At 34.9% G+C, this 21678-nt stretch carries 16 protein-coding genes and 1 pseudogene; 7 read left to right on the top strand and 10 right to left on the bottom strand.

What is annotated here, in order from left to right; all coding sequences use genetic code 11:
- Positions 1-25 precede the first annotated feature (25 nt).
- Positions 26-4375 (bottom strand): translocation/assembly module TamB domain-containing protein, encoded by a 4350-nt coding sequence (locus QWY91_RS03730; RefSeq protein WP_290231825.1) that lies wholly within the window; start codon positions 4373-4375, stop codon positions 26-28.
- Between the two features lie 162 nt (positions 4376-4537).
- Between QWY91_RS03730 and tsaD the strand changes: the two genes are divergently transcribed.
- Genes tsaD through QWY91_RS03695 form a run of 7 tightly spaced genes read left to right on the top strand, consistent with a single transcriptional unit; the run spans position 4538 to position 10386 of the window.
- Positions 4538-5557: a tRNA (adenosine(37)-N6)-threonylcarbamoyltransferase complex transferase subunit TsaD gene (tsaD, locus tag QWY91_RS03725; RefSeq protein WP_290231823.1), complete on the top strand. Its 1020-nt coding sequence runs from the start codon at positions 4538-4540 to the stop codon at positions 5555-5557.
- A gap of 2 nt (positions 5558-5559) precedes the next feature.
- Positions 5560-6273 (top strand): 16S rRNA (uracil(1498)-N(3))-methyltransferase, encoded by a 714-nt coding sequence (locus QWY91_RS03720; protein ID WP_290231822.1) that lies wholly within the window; start codon positions 5560-5562, stop codon positions 6271-6273.
- On the top strand, positions 6273-6920 hold the full coding sequence (locus tag QWY91_RS03715; protein WP_290231820.1) for a DUF4159 domain-containing protein: 648 nt from the start codon (positions 6273-6275) through the stop codon (positions 6918-6920). Before QWY91_RS03720 ends, QWY91_RS03715 begins: the two co-directional genes overlap by 1 nt.
- Positions 6910-7428 (top strand): TrmH family RNA methyltransferase, encoded by a 519-nt coding sequence (locus QWY91_RS03710; protein WP_290231818.1) that lies wholly within the window; start codon positions 6910-6912, stop codon positions 7426-7428. The genes QWY91_RS03715 and QWY91_RS03710 overlap by 11 nt, the downstream gene beginning before the upstream one ends.
- 24 nt (positions 7429-7452) lie before the next feature.
- Entirely contained in the window at positions 7453-8541 is a 1089-nt protein-coding gene (locus QWY91_RS03705) for an AI-2E family transporter (protein ID WP_290231816.1), read from the top strand.
- 10 nt (positions 8542-8551) lie between these two features.
- Positions 8552-9727 carry a class I SAM-dependent methyltransferase gene (locus tag QWY91_RS03700; protein ID WP_290231814.1) on the top strand — a complete coding sequence of 392 codons (1176 nt, stop codon included), beginning with the start codon at positions 8552-8554 and terminating at the stop codon, positions 9725-9727.
- 50 nt (positions 9728-9777) lie between these two features.
- Entirely contained in the window at positions 9778-10386 is a 609-nt protein-coding gene (locus QWY91_RS03695) for a hypothetical protein (protein WP_290231813.1), read from the top strand.
- Here QWY91_RS03695 and flxY read toward each other — a convergent pair.
- From flxY to QWY91_RS03650, 9 genes and pseudogenes are all read right to left on the bottom strand, one after another.
- Positions 10383-11657: a flexirubin biosynthesis putative acyl-CoA ligase FlxY gene (gene flxY / locus QWY91_RS03690; RefSeq protein ID WP_290231812.1), complete on the bottom strand. Its 1275-nt coding sequence runs from the start codon at positions 11655-11657 to the stop codon at positions 10383-10385. The genes QWY91_RS03695 and flxY overlap by 4 nt on opposite strands.
- Positions 11658-13313 (bottom strand): C45 family autoproteolytic acyltransferase/hydrolase, encoded by a 1656-nt coding sequence (locus QWY91_RS03685; RefSeq protein ID WP_290231811.1) that lies wholly within the window; start codon positions 13311-13313, stop codon positions 11658-11660.
- 1 nt (position 13314) lies between these two features.
- Positions 13315-16293, bottom strand: coding sequence for an MMPL family transporter (locus QWY91_RS03680; protein WP_290231810.1), 2979 nt, complete (start codon positions 16291-16293; stop codon positions 13315-13317).
- A complete protein-coding gene (locus QWY91_RS03675) occupies positions 16294-17499 on the bottom strand; it encodes a DUF2062 domain-containing protein (RefSeq protein ID WP_290231809.1) in 1206 nt (401 codons plus the stop codon).
- Positions 17500-17577: 78 nt separating this feature from the next.
- Complete coding sequence (locus tag QWY91_RS03670; protein ID WP_290231808.1) at positions 17578-17943, bottom strand: ApeI family dehydratase; 366 nt, start codon at positions 17941-17943, stop codon at positions 17578-17580.
- Between the two features lie 121 nt (positions 17944-18064).
- The gene (gene lolA2 / locus QWY91_RS03665) at positions 18065-18685 is read right to left on the bottom strand and encodes a flexirubin biosynthesis/transport protein LolA2 (protein ID WP_290231806.1); all 621 of its coding nucleotides are present in this window, start codon (positions 18683-18685) and stop codon (positions 18065-18067) included.
- The gene (locus QWY91_RS03660; RefSeq protein WP_290231805.1) at positions 18672-19442 is read right to left on the bottom strand and encodes a polysaccharide deacetylase family protein; all 771 of its coding nucleotides are present in this window, start codon (positions 19440-19442) and stop codon (positions 18672-18674) included. Before QWY91_RS03660 ends, lolA2 begins: the two co-directional genes overlap by 14 nt.
- Positions 19439-20503, bottom strand: coding sequence for a beta-ketoacyl synthase chain length factor (locus QWY91_RS03655; RefSeq protein WP_290231803.1), 1065 nt, complete (start codon positions 20501-20503; stop codon positions 19439-19441). The genes QWY91_RS03660 and QWY91_RS03655 overlap by 4 nt, the downstream gene beginning before the upstream one ends.
- Positions 20496-21676, bottom strand: a pseudogene (locus QWY91_RS03650) (beta-ketoacyl-[acyl-carrier-protein] synthase family protein). The gene QWY91_RS03655 and the pseudogene QWY91_RS03650 overlap by 8 nt, the downstream one beginning before the upstream one ends.
- Between the last annotated feature and the right edge of the window lie 2 nt (positions 21677-21678).

The raw sequence follows: 21678 nt of genomic DNA, 5'->3' as shown, positions 1-21678 counted from the left end.
CAAATTATCAATTATTTTTTACTATTTATAAATCTGTATCTTCAGATGGAAAGTTGATATAGTCTGGAGCTAATGAGTTTTTAGCTTCAATTTTCTCGTTTACATTTTCCTGAGGAGTATTGGAGCTTTCCAATTCTTTATTTGTTATTTTTCTAATCAATTCTTTGAAAGTATCGAAATCTACAGAATATGATAATCCAACACCTTGGGTAAATCCAATTTGCTCACCTATAAATTGAATATTATTTTCTCTATTAAAAACCGTAGCTCTTAAAGAACCATCTTCATTTAACAAAAAATCGATTTCCAAATCTCCAACAATAACCGATTCGGTAGTACCACCAATAGGAACTCCCACTGCTCCATTAATAAGTACTCTTTCACTAATTTGGGTACTCAATGTAAGTCCAAATCGATCGACTGTTTGTTGGTTTGGGGTACGATCTCCCTGAACGTAATTAACACCTACCTGAAATTTACCATCATCATCGGCAAAAATATCGTTTACAATACTCGAAGCTCTTTCAGCTAACGTACCGGTAATCGCAGTTTGATTTAATCCAAATTCGCTGTAAAACGCATTTTGTGTTACTAGAAATAATGCCTGTAGCTCTCTGCTTGCCCTATCATCCATACGATATTCTAATTCTGAACGCACTACAGAACTTGCCGTTGGAAACTGAATATCAAAATTAATATCTGGTTGGATTACCTGTCCTTGTAAATTGATCACAACGTCTACAGGGATTTTTCGATTCACTGAAGGGTTTTCTAATAAGACTGCAGGATTGGCATTTAGCGAATAAATAGCGCTAACATTTAATTCTGCTTGTAATGGATTACCGTCCCAATTGATACTTCCGCCAGATTTTACATTAAATACTTTTTGAACTAAACCAGCATATTTAAAATTATAAACACCCTCATAAACGATAAAATCACCCCACATATTAAATTTACCACTGGTGTTAATTTCTAAAAGCAAATTTCCCGCACCGCGACCTCGCAAAGTACTTCCGCTTGTCTGATCTATTACTACTTCTACTTCAGCATCACGGGTAACATCAAGATCAAACAATAATTCAATACCTTTTACTTCAGGAATTTCGATCTCTTTACCCGCAGCTCGTGCTGCTTTTTCTTCCGGAGTTAAAAAGTGGATATAGGAGTTATCCCCCACAGATTCTTCATCACTAAGCGGAATTTTAAATATCGTTCCTTCTTCTGTAGTAGCATTAACATCGATCACTAATTCATCTGTAGGCCCTTTGATTCCGGCATCACCACTAATAAAAGCTGTTCCGTAGTACAAGGCATCTTCATCTGCTTCAGTATCCAAAACAAGCAATCGATCGGTTGTAATCCCCAAATCTAAAAACCATTTTGTGAAATTCTCGTGAGCAATATTCCCCTTCAGTATTCCGCGGGTTTTATATTTTGTATCCCGAATATCGATATTATTGAATATAAACTGCTGTTGATCTAAAATGACTTCAGCTTGATTCAGAAAATCAATATCAACATTCAAATACGGAACTTTTAGACCTGCTTTATCTAAAAATAGACTTCCGCCAAAATCTGGATTTTTATAATTACCAGTTACCGTTGCCGTTCCCGACGCTAAACCACGAATATTAGCTATTACATCACCTCCTAAAGGACTAAAAGCAGCCATATTCAATTTCTGAAGCGCCACTTCTAAATCGATGGTGGGTTGTGAACCTTCAACATTTATAGCTCCGTTAGCTGAAAGCGATTCGATACCTTCTTTGCGTAGTTGAGCGTTAATATTGTAGCTTGTTAAATTTTCATTCCCCGAAACATCTAAACTCATATTCCCAAGCAGAATTTCGTTTATTTTTAATGAATCGATCATCATCGACGTATTGGGATAATACGCTCCTTTTTCCTGAATCACATCTAATTTACCGTTTAGAATCCCCCCAATCCCCAAACTATCAATTTCTGGAGTGATTTTATGCAGATCAACATTATCAAAATTCATCTGCAAATCTTTATAAGTTGAATCTCTAAGCACACCACTTAAACGGATTTCTTCATTTCCGTGATTCATCACCAAAGAATCAATCGTGATGTCTTTGAAGCTATTTTCGAAAACAATCTTGTTTTTCTTATTTCGATTTTGATTTATATACCACGTATTCTGTTTAAAAGTTAGATCACTTCGTTGAATCCCTACTACAGATTGATTTTCTTTATTTATGGTGTGATACAAATTGAGGTTGAAGACATCTTCGTCGCTCTTCCCTCCTTTAAACTCAGATCGTATAAATAAAGTATCTCGTTGGGTTACGTTGATAAAACTAAATTCTGAAAAGTTATAGCTCGCCGTAGCTACACTATCGGCTTCAAAATACGTGTTATAAATTGGGTTGGTGTTATCTACCTGAAGATTCACTCCCTGAAACATATTGTCGAAAAGATCTATTTTTGGCGATCTAAAATTCAGTGTAAATTCAGATTCATCAGATTCTACTCTACCACGTAAAAAGGTATTAGGCGATAATGTCAAATCTGGGTAAAAAACTTCAACAATCTTATTATAGATATCAAAATCGAATTCCATAAACTGATTATTGGTAATCACATTCGGCTCGTAATTGGTATAAATCGAGCCTATAGAATTCTGAAATAAAGCTTGTAACTCAGATAATCTAAAACGTCCTTCCATTTCGCCGCTAAGCACATCTGGACTATTGATGGCAATTGTTCTTATATCAGCATTAAAACTAGATTTGATACTAAAATCATCGAATCTGTATAAATCCATTTGATTTTCGTAAGATGTATTCAGCAATAAAATTTCTCCAACAGCATCGTCGATGTTTGTTCCTGCCATATTCATAATAACATCACCTTTAAAAATAGAAATCGTATCACGAGTAATAAGATTCATTTTAAAAAGATCTGCATAACCAACAGAGGCTTCAAAATCGTAATTATTAATATCTGAAGACAAATCTGCAAGACCATTAAACTCCATTCGTAGATTAGGATCATTAATCGCCAAATTTCCATTGAAAACTGGTGCGCGCATATTTCCGATCACGCGAATATTCGAATAATTATATCCTTTAAATCCTAATTTCGAGATTTGCCCTTTTAGCTTCGTATTTAAATTATCAGCAGTAAATCCAGTTCCGTCGATATCCAAATTGAAGGATGTTTTTCCTACTTCTTTGTTTTCGATTAACCTACCGATGTTGAAGTCTTTCACTGTTAAGTTCCCGGCATAACCAGCATTATCACTATTTAGATTATCAAAATTAATTTTTGCAATAGCCGATCCTAATTGAGAATTTAAATTGATATCTAAATCTACGGATGTACTGGTGATTTTTGCGTTACCGGCAACTCTTACACTCCCAAAAGTGCTAAGTTGCTGCGGAAGTTTACCACTTAATACTCCGGGTAAAAAGTTGACTAAATCATAATAATTAGAAGAAAAATTTCTAAGATCTCCAATTAATTCAAAATCTTCAGCTTCACCTGTAAAAGCGCCTTTCATGTTTAGATCTCCATAAATTGCACTTCGATCCAAACCAAATAGTTGCACGTCGTTCATCTGAAGATCATTCAAAGTTCCACTTAAATTTACGCTAAGATTTAAAATCTCATCATCTCCAAACGCATCATAGAACACCTGAAGATCATCTGAAGAAATCTCAGATTCGTGAAAATCTGCATTAAGTTTTACTTTATTGAAAAAATCACCAAAATCACCTTCCTGGTACTTAAAATCTAAATCTGCATAAATTTCTGAATTTGCCGTGATTATTTCCAGCTCACTCAGCTTCATTTCAGTAGGATTATAGAGAAAATTAGTGCTTAGGCGTTTTATTTGCATTCCACGCTTATCATGCGCTCTTATTAACTTAATATCAGCAGTAATTTCAGCACCATCTACTCCAAAATTATCAGCATTGATGCTCAATTCATCAAATTTGATAATTTCAGGATACTTATTATTTTCATCAATAAAACTGTAGCGACTATCCAGCACCTGAAGATTCGATACGTTTAATTTAAAAGGTTTGCTTTCAGAAGAGGTTTCAGAATTCAATTTACTTATAAAAACACCCATATTATCCAAATCTTCCCCTTCATATCGGCGCATTCGCATCGTGAAATCTTGTACGGTTGTTTTTCCAAGTTTTGGAGAACTATTTAATAAATTTCCTAGACCGAGTATTGAGGTTCTTAATTCTTGAGCAAATATTAAAGTGTCCTGATGATGATCTTCTATAAAAATGTCGTTAACCTGAACGTCGCCAAAATAACTTAGCGACACACGGCCAATATCTATATTAACGTTATTGTTTTCTTTTAAAGATTTGGTAAGTTTATCGGCCAAAGAAGTTTGGACCGCCGGTATCGAAAAAACTATAAGCAGTAGTATAAACAGCAAAAGCAATCCAACCAATGTTCTAGTTAATATTTTCCAGAATTTTTTGATATGCTTTTATGTTTTAACTTTGCGTTCTAATTATCAATATTTATGCCCAACAACCCAAATATGGCCCAAGATATCTATATTTTAGGAATAGAATCCTCTTGTGACGACACTGCTGCTTCTATACTTTGCAACGGCAAGATACGTAGTAATATTGTCGCTACTCAAGAAGTTCATCAACAATATGGTGGTGTAGTTCCAGAGCTTGCCTCTAGAGCGCACCAACAAAACATTGTTCCTGTAATTCATCAAGCCATTGCCAAGGCAAATATCGGTAAAAAAGATATATCTGCAATTGCTTTTACAAGAGGTCCGGGACTTATGGGATCTTTACTTGTTGGCACCTCTTTTGCAAAAAGTCTATCAATGGGATTAGGTATTCCATTAATAGAAGTTAATCATATGCAGGCGCATATATTAGCTCATTTTATTGAAGAAGATGGATTTGGAAAACCAGAATTTCCCTTTTTAGCCATGACGATTAGTGGTGGGCATACTCAAATTGTGAAAGTTACCGATTACTTTTCGATGGAAGTTATTGGCGAAACTATCGATGATGCTGTTGGAGAAGCTTTCGATAAAAGTGCAAAAATTTTAGGTTTGCCCTATCCTGGTGGACCGCTAATCGACAAATATGCCCAAGAAGGAAACGCTAAAGCTTTTAAGTTTCCTAAACCGAAAGTAAGCGGACTAAATTTTAGTTTTAGCGGATTTAAAACTGCGGTTCTTTATTTTGTTGAAAAGCAGTTAAAAGAAGATCCCCATTTTATAGAAAAGAACCTCAAGGACATTTGTGCATCAATTCAGTATACTATCGTTGAGATTTTAATGGATAAACTGAAAAAAGCGGTGAAAGAAACCGGAATAAATCAGGTTGCTATTGGTGGCGGAGTTTCCGCGAATAGCGGTATTAGAACTGCGTTACTTGATGCTGAAAAAAGATATAAATGGAAGTGTTTTATTCCAAAATTTGAATATACTACAGATAATGCTGCCATGATTGCGATTGCAGGACATTATAAATTTCTGAAAAAGGAATTTTCAGATTATTCGACAACCGCACAGGCCAGATATAAAATTTAAGCATGCAATTATTTTTTCAACCCGATATCGACGAATCTGCTCAACAAGTAGTATTTAGTAGAGAAGAAAGCAAACATATTATCAAAGTATTGCGACGAACCGAAGGTGCTTTGCTAAAAGTAACCAATGGTAAAGGTTTACTCTTCACGGCGCAAATCGTCAATGCAGATATTAAACAATGCGTTGCAAAAATTATCGATACTGAAAAAGAAGCCCGGCCAAAGTACTGGTTGCATTTAGCCGTTGCTCCTACAAAAATGAACGATCGTTACGAGTGGTTTTTAGAAAAAGCTACTGAAATTGGTGTAGATGAAATTACTCCCGTTTTCTGTGAGCATTCAGAACGTAAAGTGGTAAAATTAGATCGTTACGAACGTGTTTTACAAAGTGCCATGAAGCAATCATTACATTTTAGAATGCCTAAATTAAATGAACCGGTAGCATTTTCAGAATTTGTAAAGCAATCGTTTAAAGCTGAAAAATTCATTGCGCATTGTGAAGAAAATAAACCAAGAATTCTATTACAAAATGCCGCAGCTGCCCAAACCGACACGATTATCCTTATTGGACCAGAAGGTGATTTTTCTACGGAAGAAATTGATATCGCTTTAGAAAATGACTTTTCTCCGGTAAGTTTAGGCACAAGCCGATTACGTACAGAAACTGCAGGGATTGTGGCGTGCCACACGATTAACTTAATTAACGAATCCGTATAATGAACAAAAAGTGGCTATTTTTATTTTGTTTGAGTTTTGGGCTTCAATTCGGAAACGCTCAAAAAGTAGCGCTTTTAAAATATAATGGCGGCGGCGATTGGTATGCAAATCCTACCGCACTACCCAATCTTATCCAATTCTGTAATCAAAATATTGCTACAAAATTAGATGCTAAACCCGTAACAATTACCGCTTCTGGCCCAGAGCTATTTATGTATCCTTTTGTACACATGACGGGGCACGGAAATGTTGTTTTTACTGAAAACGAAGCCGAAAATTTAAGAAATTACCTTTTAGGTGGTGGTTTCCTTCATATTGATGATAATTACGGGATGAAGCAATATTTAACCGTAGCTCTCAAAACTATTTTTCCTGAAAAAGAATTAATAGAATTACCATCTTCGCATCCTATTTTTCATTCGAAATTTGAATTCCCTAAAGGGTTACCAAAAATCCACGAGCATGATGGCAAACGCCCACAGGCATTCGGGATTTTTGATAATGATCGACTTGTTTTACTTTTTACGTTTGAAAGTGATTTAGGTGATGGATGGGAAAATGAAGAAGTACATCACGATCCCGAAGAAGTTCGCTTAAAAGCTTTAAAAATGGGTGCAAATATTGTAAAATATGCCTTTGAAAACTGATTCACAACTCAACCATTCCCAAAATAAATTCAGCAGTAAGAAATTTCCTGTGACGCTTGTTTTAGATCAAATTTCAGGAGAAGCAAATATTGGAAGCATCTTCAGGTTGAGTGATGCATTTCATGTAGAAGAAATTATTTTCTGCGGAATTGAACCAAATTTAAATAGCAATAGACTGAAGAGAACTTCAAGAAGTACGCATGAATATGTCGAATTTCAGTTTCAGGAAGATTCAGAAAAAATTATTCAGCAAAAAAAAGAGGAAGGCTATAAAATAATTGCTCTTGAAATTACCGAAAACAGCATTCCGCTTCAGGAATTACAAATAACGCCTTCAGAAAAAATTGTTCTTATCGCAGGTCACGAAAACTTTGGAATTTCTGAAAATATTCTTAGTTTTTGTGACAAAGTTGTTCATATCAACATGTTTGGGAACAATAGTAGTATGAACGTGGCACAATCTGTTGGAATTTCTCTTTACGAAATTACAAAAAGCTTGATCCCTTAAATTAGAAAATCCTATATTTAGCCTGTGAATGCTAAAGAATTTTCGTACGGAATATTAAGAGCCGCTGGTATCGCTCTGGGAATCATGATTTTATTATTTTTCCTTTACGAAATCCAGTCGGTTATCGTTTATATAGTAGTTGCTGCCATCATCTCTTTGATCGGTCGGCCAGTAGTTATTTTTCTAAGACAGCGTCTAAAGATCCCCAATCAGATTTCGGTAATTATCGTTTTACTTTTGGTTTTAGCGATTTTCGTTGGGATTATTTTAGTCTTTGTTCCTATAGTTATAGAACAAAGTCAATATCTGGGAAGAATTGATATCGAAGCTTTTAAAAGTGATCTAAACGATCTAAACGCTCAGATAAACGCATATCTTGGGATTGAGGAGATCAATATCATAGAGAGCCTTAAAGAAAGTCAGTTTGTTAGAAGTCTGGATGTAAGTCTAATTCCTAAATTTTTAAATAACGTTTTTGGAATTTTAGGTGCAACGATCGTGGCACTTTTTTCAGTAATATTTATTTCTTTTTTCCTTTTAAAGGATAGCAAACTGATGCTAAACAGTATACTTGTTTTTGCAGATCGCGGAAAAGAGCAAAAATTCGTACGTGTTTTTAATAAAATTAAAATTCTACTTTCTCGATATTTTGTGGGACTAACGCTTCAGATCACGGTTCTGTTTATCCTTTACATGATCTTGCTGACGCTTTTTGAAATTAACAATCCTGTAGCGATTGCGTTTATATGTGCATTTTTAAATTTAGTTCCTTATTTGGGGCCTGTTTTTGCAGGAATACTAATGGCTTTATTCGTAATTTCAAGCAATTTAGGAGCAGATTTTCAGGCGATCATTCTTCCAAAATTAATTTATGTAATGTTGGGATATGCTATTTGTCAGGTAATCGATAACCTGATTTCTCAGCCTATGATTTTTGGAGCCAGTGTAAAATCTCATCCATTAGAAATCTTTTTGATTATTCTTATCGCAGGTTTGGTTTTTGGGATTGTAGGAATGGTTGTCGCAGTTCCTGTTTATACCGCTATAAAAGTGATTGCAAAAGAATCTTTGAGCGATTACAAGATCGTAAAAAGACTTACCCGAGATTTATAATTATAATATTATGAATATCGAACTTTTAAAACCCGAAGTTCAACAATTTGTAAATGAAAATCTAAGAGCAGATATTTCTGCATTAGTTTTAAAGGGTAGTCCTTTCCCGAAAATTACTGCGGCGGAGCTTGCCACTCAAATAGCCGGTAGAAAAACTGCCGAAAGAAAGCTTCCGCTTTGGTTCGAAAATGAGCATATTTTATATCCACCGAAATTAAACTTAGAACAAACTTCTTCGCAAATTACTGCGGAATACAAAGCCTCGCTCATTTCTGGAAAGTCTTTGGCAGATCTTACCGGTGGCTTTGGTATCGATAGCTATTTCTTTTCTAAAAAGGTGGAGAAGCTTTTTTATAATGAGATGAATGAAGATTTAGCCCAAACAGTGAAAGCGAATTTTACTGCTCTAAAAGCGGCGAATATTGAAGTAAATGTTGGAGACGGATTAGAATTTTTAAGATCAAAAACACCCAAAATTGACTGGATTTTTCTAGATCCTGCCAGAAGAGACGATCATGGTGGCAAAGTATTCCGCCTTTCAGATTGTACTCCAGATGTCGTAAAACATCTACCCTTACTTTTCGAAAAAGCAAATCGTATTCTTATAAAAACTTCACCACTACTCGACCTCAAATTAGGCATTTCTGAATTAAAATTTGTTGCTGAAATTCATATTTTGGCCGTCGAAAATGAAGTGAAAGAATTGCTTTGGATTTTAAAGAAAGATAGTACTTCAGCAGTAAAAATTATTACTAAAAACTTCAGCAAAAAAGAAGATCAGAGCTTCGAAACTATTTTTGAAGAACAGGATCAACCTCTATACAGTCTGCCTGAAAATTACCTTTACGAGCCGAACGCTGCCATAATGAAAAGTCAGTTATTTGGTAAGCTTTCCAATTATTTTGAAGTGAAAAAACTTCATCAGCATTCTCATTTATTTACTTCAGAAGAAAATATAGATTTTCCGGGAAGAAAATTTCAAATCACTGAGGTATTAGCTTTTGGATCGAAGGAATTAAAGAAAAAATTTAAGGGAAAAAAGGCCAATATTAGCACTCGTAATTTCCCGATTGATGTATTGAGTATTAGAAAAAAATATAAAATTAAAGATGGAGGTAGTGATTATTTGTTCTTTACCACCAATCTAAAAGAAGAAAAGATCGTATTGGTTTGTGAAAAGTCTTAATTGCAACGCAACACTTTTAAAATGAATGTATCTAACTTAAAATCATTTAAATGAAACAATTATTATTGCTGTTATTTTTTGTAATTACAGTTTCTACTTACGCTCAAGAATCTTCACTGCGTATTTTTTATGGATTCGCTGACGCCGAACTTTTAGAAGGCAAGGACTTAGATGGAGTTTCCAATAGCGAAGTAGAAAATCTTTTCGAGTTAGGGATGGAATACACAATTCCTATTTCTGCTAAGCTAAGTATAGTGCCAGGCCTTACTTACACTAAAACAGATTTGAAAACTAGCTCAAGACTATACTATGATTTACTTTCATCTTATCATGACGAAGGTAATGACACACAACCCGCTCCACAACTTGAAAAAATAGAAATATTATCCATTCCTATTTTAGTAGAATTTAGTTTTTGGAACTACTTTTTTGTAAATGGCGGACCTGTTTTGAGCTTTCAGCTAAATGATAACATCATTAACTCGCAAGAAGGCATTGGCTATCATTTAGGGTTTGGTGGTCAGTATAATTTTGGGGACTTTTTTGTATTTGCTAATCCATATTTTAAACAATTTGGCACTATCGATTTTAAGGATGAAAATCGTGATCGTAATTTAAGTCAGTTTGGAGTACACGTTGGACTTGGTTATCAGTTTTAAATCGATCTTAAGTCGTGAAAAATCATTGGCTTTCGACTTTCTTTTGGAAATTTTTTCCGGAGTAATTCTGAAGCTGATATTCGATGAATTTCAAGTTTAATTTGAAGTTTCTCCCTTAATAATTCCTGAATTTCAGTAGGTTTCATTGAAAATTCTTCTGAAACTTTTATACAAACCTGGTCATTTCCGAAGATATCTTTTTTGGCCTCGATGAAATAATCAGAAATTTCTAAAGCATTCATCCCCTCCTGAATATGTTGTGGATAAAGTGAAGTACCTTTAATCTTCAGCATTTGCTTTTTTCGACCAATTACTGGCCCAATTCTTTTTGATTTTCTACCGCACGCACAATCATCTCCAATATTCATAAGCATATCACCCGTAGCGTATCGTATTAGTGGCATACTTTCAACTTGTAATGGAGTAACCACCAACTCTCCTACTTCTCCATTCTTAACCGGTTTTCCGGCTTCATCTAAAATTTCAGTATAGATAAGATTGGGCAAAATATGATTGCCTTTATGAAGTTCACATTCGGTAAAAGCTGTAGCCATTTCTGTAGAAGCATATGTTGAATACAATTCTACATCCCATAATCGCTGAATTTTAATTCGTAGCGCTGATGCCTCTAAATGCTCATTCAGCAATGATTCGCCAATACAAATAACACCTTTTACAGACGAGTTTTTATAATCGATTCCGTTTTTCTCTGCATAATCAATTAACTTCAGTAAAAACGACGGTACCGCTACTAAAAATTTCGGTTTAAAACGCTCAATACTATCCCATTGTAGACCCGGCAAACCGCTTCCTGTTCTAATTATTCCTGCTCCCAGCTTGCGTAAACCTAAATAATAAGCCATCCCCGCCATAAATCGGCGATCTAAAGTTGTGGTAATTTGCACGACGTCATTTTTCACTATTCCGGCAATTTTAAAAGACTCATATTCGTTGTAAGCCAATCGCTGCAAATCTGCTTCATTCAGCATAAAATTAACCGGATTCCCTAGAGTTCCCGAGGTGGTTACATGATCGATAATTTCTGAATAATCCACTGCCAGAAAATCAAGATTATGTCTTTGCAAGTCCTCTTTTGAAGTTATTGGAATTTGTTGAAAATCACGATAAGTTTCTATTCCTGAAACATTAATTTTATTCTTATCTAAAAATCGTTTATAAAATGGCGAATTTTGCTTCGCATAAAGCAAATGTTCTCGCAACAATTCAAATTGCTGTTCAAGTGATATATCTGGAGAAAGAAAGTCTTTCATTTAGAGTTTTCTGTAGGATTTTTTAAGTAATTTTTCTAGATGCTCTTTTTCAGGAAGTGTGGTTACTTCTCGACGCAGCGCCTGCTTAAAATCGATAATCGCTTTTTTGTAATTTCCCTCACGATAGTAATATTGACCGCTTAAATAATAAGCCTGCCAAAAGTGGGGATTCAGTCGTTTTAAAGCTTCTGCTTCATCTTGAGATATAGACTCTTTATTACTTAAGGCTTTGATGAACTCTTCCCTTAAATTTCGATATTCTTCGTAGTCTTTATAGTTTTTAGTTTTCAGAAAATCGGAAGCAGGAATAACTTTTTCAGTACTCATCACACTTCCTTTTACATTTCCTTCTTCAAATTCAGCAAAAACCTTATCTAAATCGTAAGCTAAAAAAGCACCCATCTGATAAGGATTGGCCGAAAGCCAAACCTTTTTTTCTTCAGGTTTAAAAACGATTCCGTGATGCGCTAAAAGTTGATTGATCGCTTTTTCATTTCCGTAGCCTATTTTTTTATCATCTAATCCATTTCTATTTCGTAGAATCTCAACTGCTTTTTCAGTAGTCAATTTATCAGCTTCATTAACCAGTTCTGTCATACGCTCAAATCGATATTGCGAATGACTTTCTTTTATAGTTTTCTGATTCCTTTTATCTTCTGTATAAGCTAAACTCTGAAAGTGATTACTACAAATTAACTGATCTGAATTTTCGACTTCATAAATTCCAAAATTCTTAGGACTCACCTCTATTAAAACCGCTTTATGATCTTTTGCACTCCCAATCATTATTGATTCTGAAACGAAAACTTCTCTTTTTTTAGCAATTTCAATCGCCTCTTCCAAATTCGAAGCATGTTGCAAAATTTCTCTAGAAACCAACGTTATCGGATCTTTCGCTAACATGGGAACCTTAGACTTCCCTGCGTTTATGGTAACGGTAAGGCCTTCTGTATTCATCCCGCTAACAGCCCCAATCATTCCTCCCCAGGTGTACATCATAAATTTATGGCCATCGTCAGGGTTTACAAAAGCAACCATTTTTTGATCGGAAAACTCGTCGCCAGCATAAAAATCGAAGTTGCGTCCCAACAATAATTCGCCATCGACTGTTTTATTATCCCAAGCTGCAAAACTGGTACAACCTACCAACATTAAATCCTGTAGCGCATGCCCAATATCGTGCGCGCCATGGAAGTAAAGCATACGCATATAGGCCGGTGCAAAATCATCATATTTTTTGAGTCCGAATCTTGACACTCCGTAAATTTCCTGTTTGTACTCTTCAGGAACGTACAAATACATTTTTCGATTAAACCAGGAAACCATTTTTTTAAGGAAATTTCGATAACCTTCAGAAGGCACCATCTCGTAAATCTTACCCATAAATGCATTTTCCTGATGATGGATAAGATCCTGAGTTAAGGCTCCATTAGCCAAGCCCAACTCCAAGGCATCGCCTTCAATATAAAGTTCCCAAACTCCATATTTATTCTGAAAAAGATTGTTTTTACCTAAAGTGAAATGAGTATCACTAAGCCTCGTTCTTACGGTATCAACTTCAGCAATACCAGAAATATCCGGCTTGTCCTGAAAGGATTTTTTAATTCCGCAGGAAAACATAAAAAACAGTCCAAAAAGGGCGAAAAGCTTCTTCATTCTATTTCTGTTCAAACACTAAAATTCCGCTTTGGCGATAAGTGATTTCAAAATTAGCATCGAGCAACCACTGCGTTTTCAAGTCTGTATTGAGTACAACAACTTTCTTTCCGTAATTTTTAATCACTCTTTTAATCTCTTCTAATTCACTCAAATCGTGATTAGGAACTACAAAAGTAGCGCAGGTTTTAGCTTTCCCAATTTCAGTAGTAAAATTTAAAAGCTCATGTTTACTACGGAAGCAATTTTGCGCTACTTCGATATCCTCTGAAGTTTCGTAACCGGTAATACTTGAGTTTGGATTAATATAACTAAGATAAATTGGGAAAACTCCGATCCCTGAATAGAAAAAGAACACACACTCGCCTTTTTCTATAAAGTTGGAAACTCTTAAATAGGGCTCTTTCCTTTCAGCAAATAAAGATTTTGCCTCATTGTAAACAGGCTTGTAACGGTAATTATCCAAAACAGCATCACGATAGTAAAGATCCTGTTTGTAATAAATTTTATTCCGAATAAAACTACCAATTCTACTAAATCGGAATGGTGGTAAACCTCGTTTTCGCCGATTAATAAATAACACATGAAATAACCAAACCTGAATTACAAACGCCACTAAAACTGCCGAAAAAACTCCAATTATAGAAACTGTAGATACCGATTGTAATGCAGGATGTTTTGCAAAAATCAAGGCTCCAATTCCTAATAAAGTGGTAATTACAGAAATTAAAATGGACGTCTGATAGGTCTTTAGTTCACTTTTATCGGTTTGATACTCTTTAAGACAGGCGTTGGTTATAAAAATGCTATAATCCAGCCCAAGACCAAAGACAAAGGTGGAAATGATAATATTCAGAATATTAAATTCTATAGCTAAAGCTGCCATCACACCTAGCGCGATGATCCAGGTGATTCCTATAGGAAGCAAGGTTAGCAGACTAATTTCCAGATTTTGGTAAGAAATTAAAAGGATGATAAAAACCGCCAAAATTGATATCCCAATTAGCTGATTAAAATCATCTTTAAGATTGCCCAGAAAACTTTCGTTAATACGCTCGCGATCGATGATTAGTGTATTATCCAGATTTTCGAATTGTGAAGTAAATTCTTCTGAAGGTAACTCTCCTAAATTTACGGTAGTGGTAACGGTGGCAAAATCTTCACTATTAGAAATAAAGTCACTGAGAAAGAGATTAGTAGTGTTTTGATAGTCGTCTAACTGGAGATTCTGAAAATTCTTTTGCAGTAAATCATAAAAATCCTGAAAACTTTCCGGCTTAAACCCATATTGAGCAGATTCTGCTAGAATTTTATTTTTGATTTCCAGCGTGTCTCGCTTACTCCAAAAATCTTTCCACTGCTCTATTTTCTCATTCTGCGATTGTGTAGACAAAACCAATCCTCCAATGCTACTGTAGCTGTTTAATTCTTCCCGATCGTTGATGCTTTTAACTTCTTTATACACTTTAGAATTTTCCTGTAAAGCTTCATCGATGGTTTTGCCGTAGCTTACCAGATACAATGTCTTTCCGCTACTATTTGCGATATTCTGGATTTTTTGTTCTGCTTTTTTAATCGCTTCAGGCTGAAAATTGATTTTGCTGAGATCATTATTAAATTCAACTTTTGTGAAGAAGAAAAGACCTAATACAAATAATGCGATCACTCCAAAAAATAAAGGCTTAATTTTAAAAAACTGAATCCCTGCAAGCTTATCTAAGAAATTGATTTTAGGCTTTTCCCCGACTCTTTTTCCGTAGAGTACAGGAATCAACAATAAAGCTAAAACTGCTGCAAACACTACGCTTAATGCAGCAAAAATCCCGAGGTCATTAAGTGCTTCACTATTTACAAATAACAAACACAAAAAAGCTATCGCAGTAGTACAACTGCTCATTAAAATTGGTTTTGTAACTTCTTTATACAACTGGGCAACATCCCGATTATTACGATAATGTGTTAGAATATGAAGACCATAATCTAAAGTTATTCCCAGTAAAATCGAACCAATTCCTATTGAAATTGCAGAAATACTGCCTTTAAAAATGTAGAGAATAGCTATCGAAGTTACTGCTGCGATGATCCCCGGTATGAATAGAATTAGAGGAACATAGATCTTACGATAAAAAAAGATCAGTAAAATCAATAATATCGAAATAGCAATACTTATGGTTATTTGCACATCCTTCTTAATCTGGTTGGCATTGGCCAAGGAATATAAAACTCCGCCGAAAAAATCGCCCTCAACACCATCGTATTCCGAGTTTAATTGCTGCTGAATTTTCTTTAGCTGTTCAACAAACTCATTGTTTTTATTCGTTTCTGAAGCTGGCAGCGTCGGAGTTATAAATAGAAGTAGATGTTTTTTATCTTTAGTTAGTAGATAATCATTGTAAAGCAGGTAATTATCCCTAATTTGTAATTCCCGAAGCTTTTCTAATCCTATAGGTCCTAAACTAAGTGGATCCTGGAAAATAAAATTTTTGGTCACAATTCCAGTTGGAGAAATAATACTGCGGTAGTCTTCTTTAATTTGTTTTGATATTGCTGAATCTGAAAGCTTATTTTCAATTTCAACATAATCTTTCTCGTCTAAAAATAACGGAAGGTTTTGGTAAACGAAATTGTAAACTTCACGAATACCTTCTTCAGGAACTTTACCTTCAATATTTTCTACAAAATCCGGTAATTTTGTATTTACCGAATCTATAAAACGATCGGCATATTCAGTTAATTTCTGCGGCTGCTTCCCTTCCGAAGAAATCGTCACCACTATTTTATCTGAAAATTCAGTTTCATTTAAAACTCGCTTCAATACATCCTGATCTTCTCCTGAAGGAATTAATCCTGTCACGTCTTCTTCCAACGCTACTCTAGAAGCTAAAAATCCCACACAGGCTATAAAAACCAATAATAGTGAAAAACCTAGCAGTTTCTTTTGCTGAAAAAAATAATAAGATTTGAGGAAAAATTGATGCATTTAAGATTTGATGATCTGCTTTTTATTCAAGATCGAAAATAACAAATAAAACACAATCCAAGCCAGTATTGAAGCAGTAATTGCCAGAATAAGACTTCCTAAAATGTACTGGCCTAATCCAAGAAAAACATCGGTGGTAGAGCTTATACTTTCTAATTTTAAGCTCCAATCCCATCCATTCCCCATAACCACAGATCCTATTTGGAAACTCAAATAGAGAATTACAGGTATAAAAGGCGGTATACTAATGTTAGAGAATAAGAAAGCGGTAATCTTATTCACTTTAAGAAATGCCGCCAGTACGAAAACAAGAAAAGTATGAATTCCCCAAAAAGGTGACAAACCTACAAAAATGCCAACAGCAATAGCAGTCGCTTTTTTCGCCGAACTTTCATCGCTTTTTAAAACGTCCTCTTTCCAGAATTTTTTAAAGCCTTTTTGCTTAAAATCGCGATACTTATTGCGAGGATGAATCCAGAAAAAGCTTACCAATACAAACCACATATATAAGAGCGTGATTCTCACGATATCCCAGAAAGGACGAAAATGACTTACACGATTTTCCTTGTCGTAAAGTACTTTTATAGGTACGTTTTTAACATCAACTTTGCGCCAGCTTGCTTTAACGATCGTTTCAATCTCGAATTCAAATTTCCAGGTATAAAAAGTAATAGAATTCATCACTTTTAATGGATACAGTCGATAGCCGCTTTGCGTATCATGCAACTGAAATCCCGTAACCACAAGATACCAATAGCTTGAAAAATCGTTTCCGGTAGCACTTTTACCAGGCACACCGTCACTACCCATATTGCGATCACCAATTAAAAGTAGCTCTTTATCACCGGGCTTTCTATTTTCCAATTCAGATAAAAAAATGTCTAAATCGTCGGGATAATGCTGCCCATCTGAATCTATGGTGATAGCATACTCATAGCCTAATTCTTCAGCAATTTTGAAGCCTTTTTTTAAGACCTGACCTTTCCCCCTATTTTTCTTGAAATTCCTTACTTCAAACTGATCGAAATTTTTAAGAATTTCAATAGTAGCATCGGTACTTCCATCGTTTAAAACAATAATCTGATTCGTATAACCCAAAAGTCCTTCTAATACTGAAGCTAATGTGCCTTCATTATTATAAGTTGGAACTAAAATACAACAGTTTAAAGCCTTAAAACGGTTTTGGTAAATGCCAGAAGTATTCAAAATGATTCTTTTGCTTAGCGCAAAAGTATCAATTAAAAATACCTAAACATAGTAAAAATGGATTAAGAAATAGAGAACCTAGACCGCTTTGTATAATGCGTTGAATTTTAAAGCTAAAGCATTATTCTGCTTTGCTATGCCTTTAACTTTAGTGATACCTTCTTCTTCGGTAATTTGTGTTTCAAGAATAACTTCGTCTGAAGTATTTGGGTCTACCACAGCCATAAATTTTACGTTACTCGCTTTTATTAAACCTAAATTCTGGCTTGTACGCCTTTCAGCTTCTTCCTTAAAAAGATGCATTAGAATAACACCCGGAGTTACGGGACGATCGGGAAAGTGACCTGAATATAACGAATGGGATTTTTCAATATATATTTTAGTAATAAATGTTTCTTCTTCTTTAGAAGATTCTAAGACTTTATAAAAATCTTTAAGCAACATAGTAGGGATTTAATTCCGACTAAAATACAAGTTTATGTTCTAAAATTAGCATAGAAAGTAGTTTTAACTCTATAATTGAGAAGTTTTTCAGTTCTTATAATAAAATTGCTAAAAATTTATATTATGGTTGAAAAACGGCGGCTTTTATAGTCTTATTCATTTCCCAGTTTTGAAAACTAATTAAGGTGTAGTCTCCGCTTTCCTCAACTAGCTTTACCGATTGAAGCATTTTATCTTCACTAAAGCTCATAATTACTTTTTCAAACATATCGGCCATGCTTTTGTCCTTTGGAGAAATTACAGCTTCTACAAGATTATTCTTTTTTTGATATTCAACATCAAAATGTTCATCATCTTTTAATAATTTACCATTAAGACTTCCGGTAATAAGATCACCAAGTTTCGCAAACATTTTATTGCTGCTCATATCTTGTTTACTCTTATGTCCATCATCATCGATGTACAAAAAGTTATCTTTAAAAAGTAATGAATATGGGAAAGGCTTTGTGTATTCCCATTTTATAATATCAGGAGATTTGTAATAAATTTTTCCATAAGAAGTTGATTCAGCATCCATCATTTTCATCACTTTGGTTTGCTCGAATTCTCCGTAAAGACTTTTGGCCGATTCCATTTTTTCGGTAAGCTGTGAAGATCTTTTTAAGCTAACACTAGTAAAATTGTTACTTTGTGCAAACATCCCAAAACTCCAAAAAAACAGGATTATACTAAGTATACGCATTGATTTTGAATAATTGATCTGGCCTAATTGCCCGATATCCGTTTGATTTAAGATGCAACAACAATTGTTCCAATATTATTATCGTCTGTTCCTTGTTATCGTGTAATAAAATAACATCGCCAGGTTTCAATTTTCGTTTTACCCGAGTAACAATTTTAGATTCATCATTTAAAATAGCATCGTACGTTCTAAGATTCCACCCAATAACCAGATGCCCGGTTTTCTCTAACGCACTTTTAGTTTTAGGATTAATAATCCCAAACGGTGGCCTAAATAAATTGAGGTTAAAACCTGTAATATCATTCGCTATTATATTGCACGCATCAATTTCTCTTGCCAAACTTTTAGAGGAAAGAAATCCCATTTTTCGAGTATGAGAATAGGTGTGATTTCCAATTACATGTCCTCTTTCGATAATATCTTTAACAATTTCTGGATGCTTTTCCATTTGCTCACCAATACAGAAAAAGCAAGCCTTAGCATCATATTTTTCTAATAAATCCAAAATCATAGGAGTAACTTCTGTTGGACCGTCGTCAAAGCTTAAACATACCTCTTTTCTTGGATGATTTTTTTGATCATGAAATCCTTTAACGAAGACATTCCATCTGATATTTGTAGAAATTGTTATTAAAAAAATAGGATACAAAAGAGAAATAATGGCGATGGGCCACAACGGGAGTCCGTTTACTCCGCAATACATCGCCACTGCGATTAATACGATCCAGATAAAGAAATTTAGAATGCGGAATTTCAAAGACTTCGAAGCAAAGTTAGACTGTGATTTTTACCAAGATACTGATTATAAATTAAAATCGATTTTGGTTTTTTTACTGAAATTGCATTCAATTTTAATTGCTGCGGAATTATATTTCTTTTTAAAATTTCGGCGCCTAACCAACATGCATAAGCAGTCACCGTGTTATAATCGCCTACCAAATGCTTATAGCCTAATTGAAGAGTATTTTCAAAAATTCCTTTTTGTAGTTGATGATAAAAATGATCGAATCTTGCGTCTCCATTATTTCCAAGAATAATCGCATCAAGATCTTCAACTTCAAGATTGTTTTTCTTTAAAAACCAGCTAATCTCTTCAGAAAGCTTTTCTTCAGAAATAACCCTATAAATTGCACAATCTGAAATTTCAGCATACGAATTTTGAGTTCGAATTTCTGAAAGTAAAAAGAAAGCAGCACCTTCCGAAGTGATCGTACCACCCGATTGAGATTGTAATAATTCCGAAGAATTTATTTTGCCCGATTTTAACTGTTCATCTAAATTATAAAATGGCGTACTGGTTTTTGCAAGTTCATCTACTCCCCCAACCAAAACTGAGCGCGTATCCATACCTTCAGTAAATTGAAGTTTTGCGTCAATCAAAGCCGACTCGAACGATGCGCTGTTTTGGGTGTAGGTCATATTATATCCGGTACATTTTAAATCTAACGCAATCTGCCCACCAACCGTATTATGCGTACTTTGAATGAACGAGGTTGGTGTTGAAAATTGCTCATTTTCGTTTAAGATATTCTCCAAAAATTTTTCAGTATCCTGTTTGCAGCCCTCACCTGTTCCAACAATAATACTATCGGGAATTTCTACTGAAGCTTCATTTAAAACGTTCTTGGCGGTAACCAAACCCATTTTAATCGCTTTCGACATGCGACGAAGCATCATAGGTTTGATGTGCTCTTTATAATTTACTTCTCTGGCAGGAAAGATGTTTTCGCGAAAAACTTTAGCTTTTTCTGAAAAAATTTCTTCTTCGGTTTGTGCAGATATACTTGCTGCTCCATTGATGTAAATCTTTCTATCCATTTTTACTGAAGATTAAAGAAGTACAATTTCCACCGAAACCAAAAGAATTAGATAAAACATGCTCAATATTCGCATTCTTAAGCTGAGTTACCGGTTCTAATTTGGTATCCTCTACCTGAGTTTCAAAATTAAGATTGGGATATATTTCCTGGTTTTTTATGGCTAACAAACTAAAAACCGCTTCGATTGCTCCGGCCGCAGCTAGCGTATGCCGGTAAAAGACTTAGTACTACTAAAAGCCGGCATTTCTTTGAAGGTTCTTATCAACGCTCTACTTTCAGAAAGGTCATTGTTTAGCGTCGCCGTACCGTGTGCATTAATATATTCTATGTGATGCGGATTAAGATTGGCCGTTTTCAATGCCTTCTGCATGGCAAGATAAGCACCTTCCCCATTCTCTGAAGATGCTGTTTGATGAAAAGCATCATTCGCATTTCCATAACCAGAAACATAACCTAAGATCTCCTTATCACCAACAGAAGCTTCAGATTCTAAGATTAAATAGGCCGCTGCTTCTCCCAGATTCAATCCCTCGCGATTTTTATCAAAAGGTTTCGGGAAGTTTTCAGAATAGATCTTTAAAGAATTAAAACCATTAAGTGTAAAACGAGAAAGGCAATCGGTACCACCCACAATTACTTTATCTAAGCGACCGGATCTTATAAGTCTCGCGCCCATCATAATGGCATTTGCGGCAGAAGAACATGCGGTACTTATAGTGGTCACGTAAGCATTAATTCCAAAATAAGCTGCAATTTTTTCGGTAGTAAAACCTGGATGCTGCGCTTGTATAAACCGATGATTAGTACTGTCTTTTTCGTATTCTCGATAAAAACGCTCGGTCATATCCATCCCACCAACACTCGTACCGTTTACAAATCCAATATTGGTAAAATCCTTAATTCCAGAAGCTTCCACAGCTTCCTTTAAAGCTAGCGTTCCTAAAAGAGCTGCTCTGGTAAATGCATGATCTTTATCCAAATTAAGCATTTCAGCAAGATCATTATTAGAAGACTTAATCTCGCCAATAGGCAAATTTCGATGATTAGTTTCTAAAATTGTAGGATTTGAAAGTCCATGTTTTCCATGAACGAGCGATTTATGGTTTTCCTCTACATTTCTTCCGATAGAAGAAAGAATCCCCATTCCCGTAACGGCCACGCTCCTATTCATAA

Source organism: Zunongwangia endophytica (assembly GCF_030409505.1).
GTDB classification, from domain to species: Bacteria; Bacteroidota; Bacteroidia; order Flavobacteriales; family Flavobacteriaceae; genus Zunongwangia; species Zunongwangia endophytica.
The sequence above is the reverse complement of the archived record's forward strand: the minus strand, read 5'-3'. Positions and strand labels throughout refer to the sequence as shown.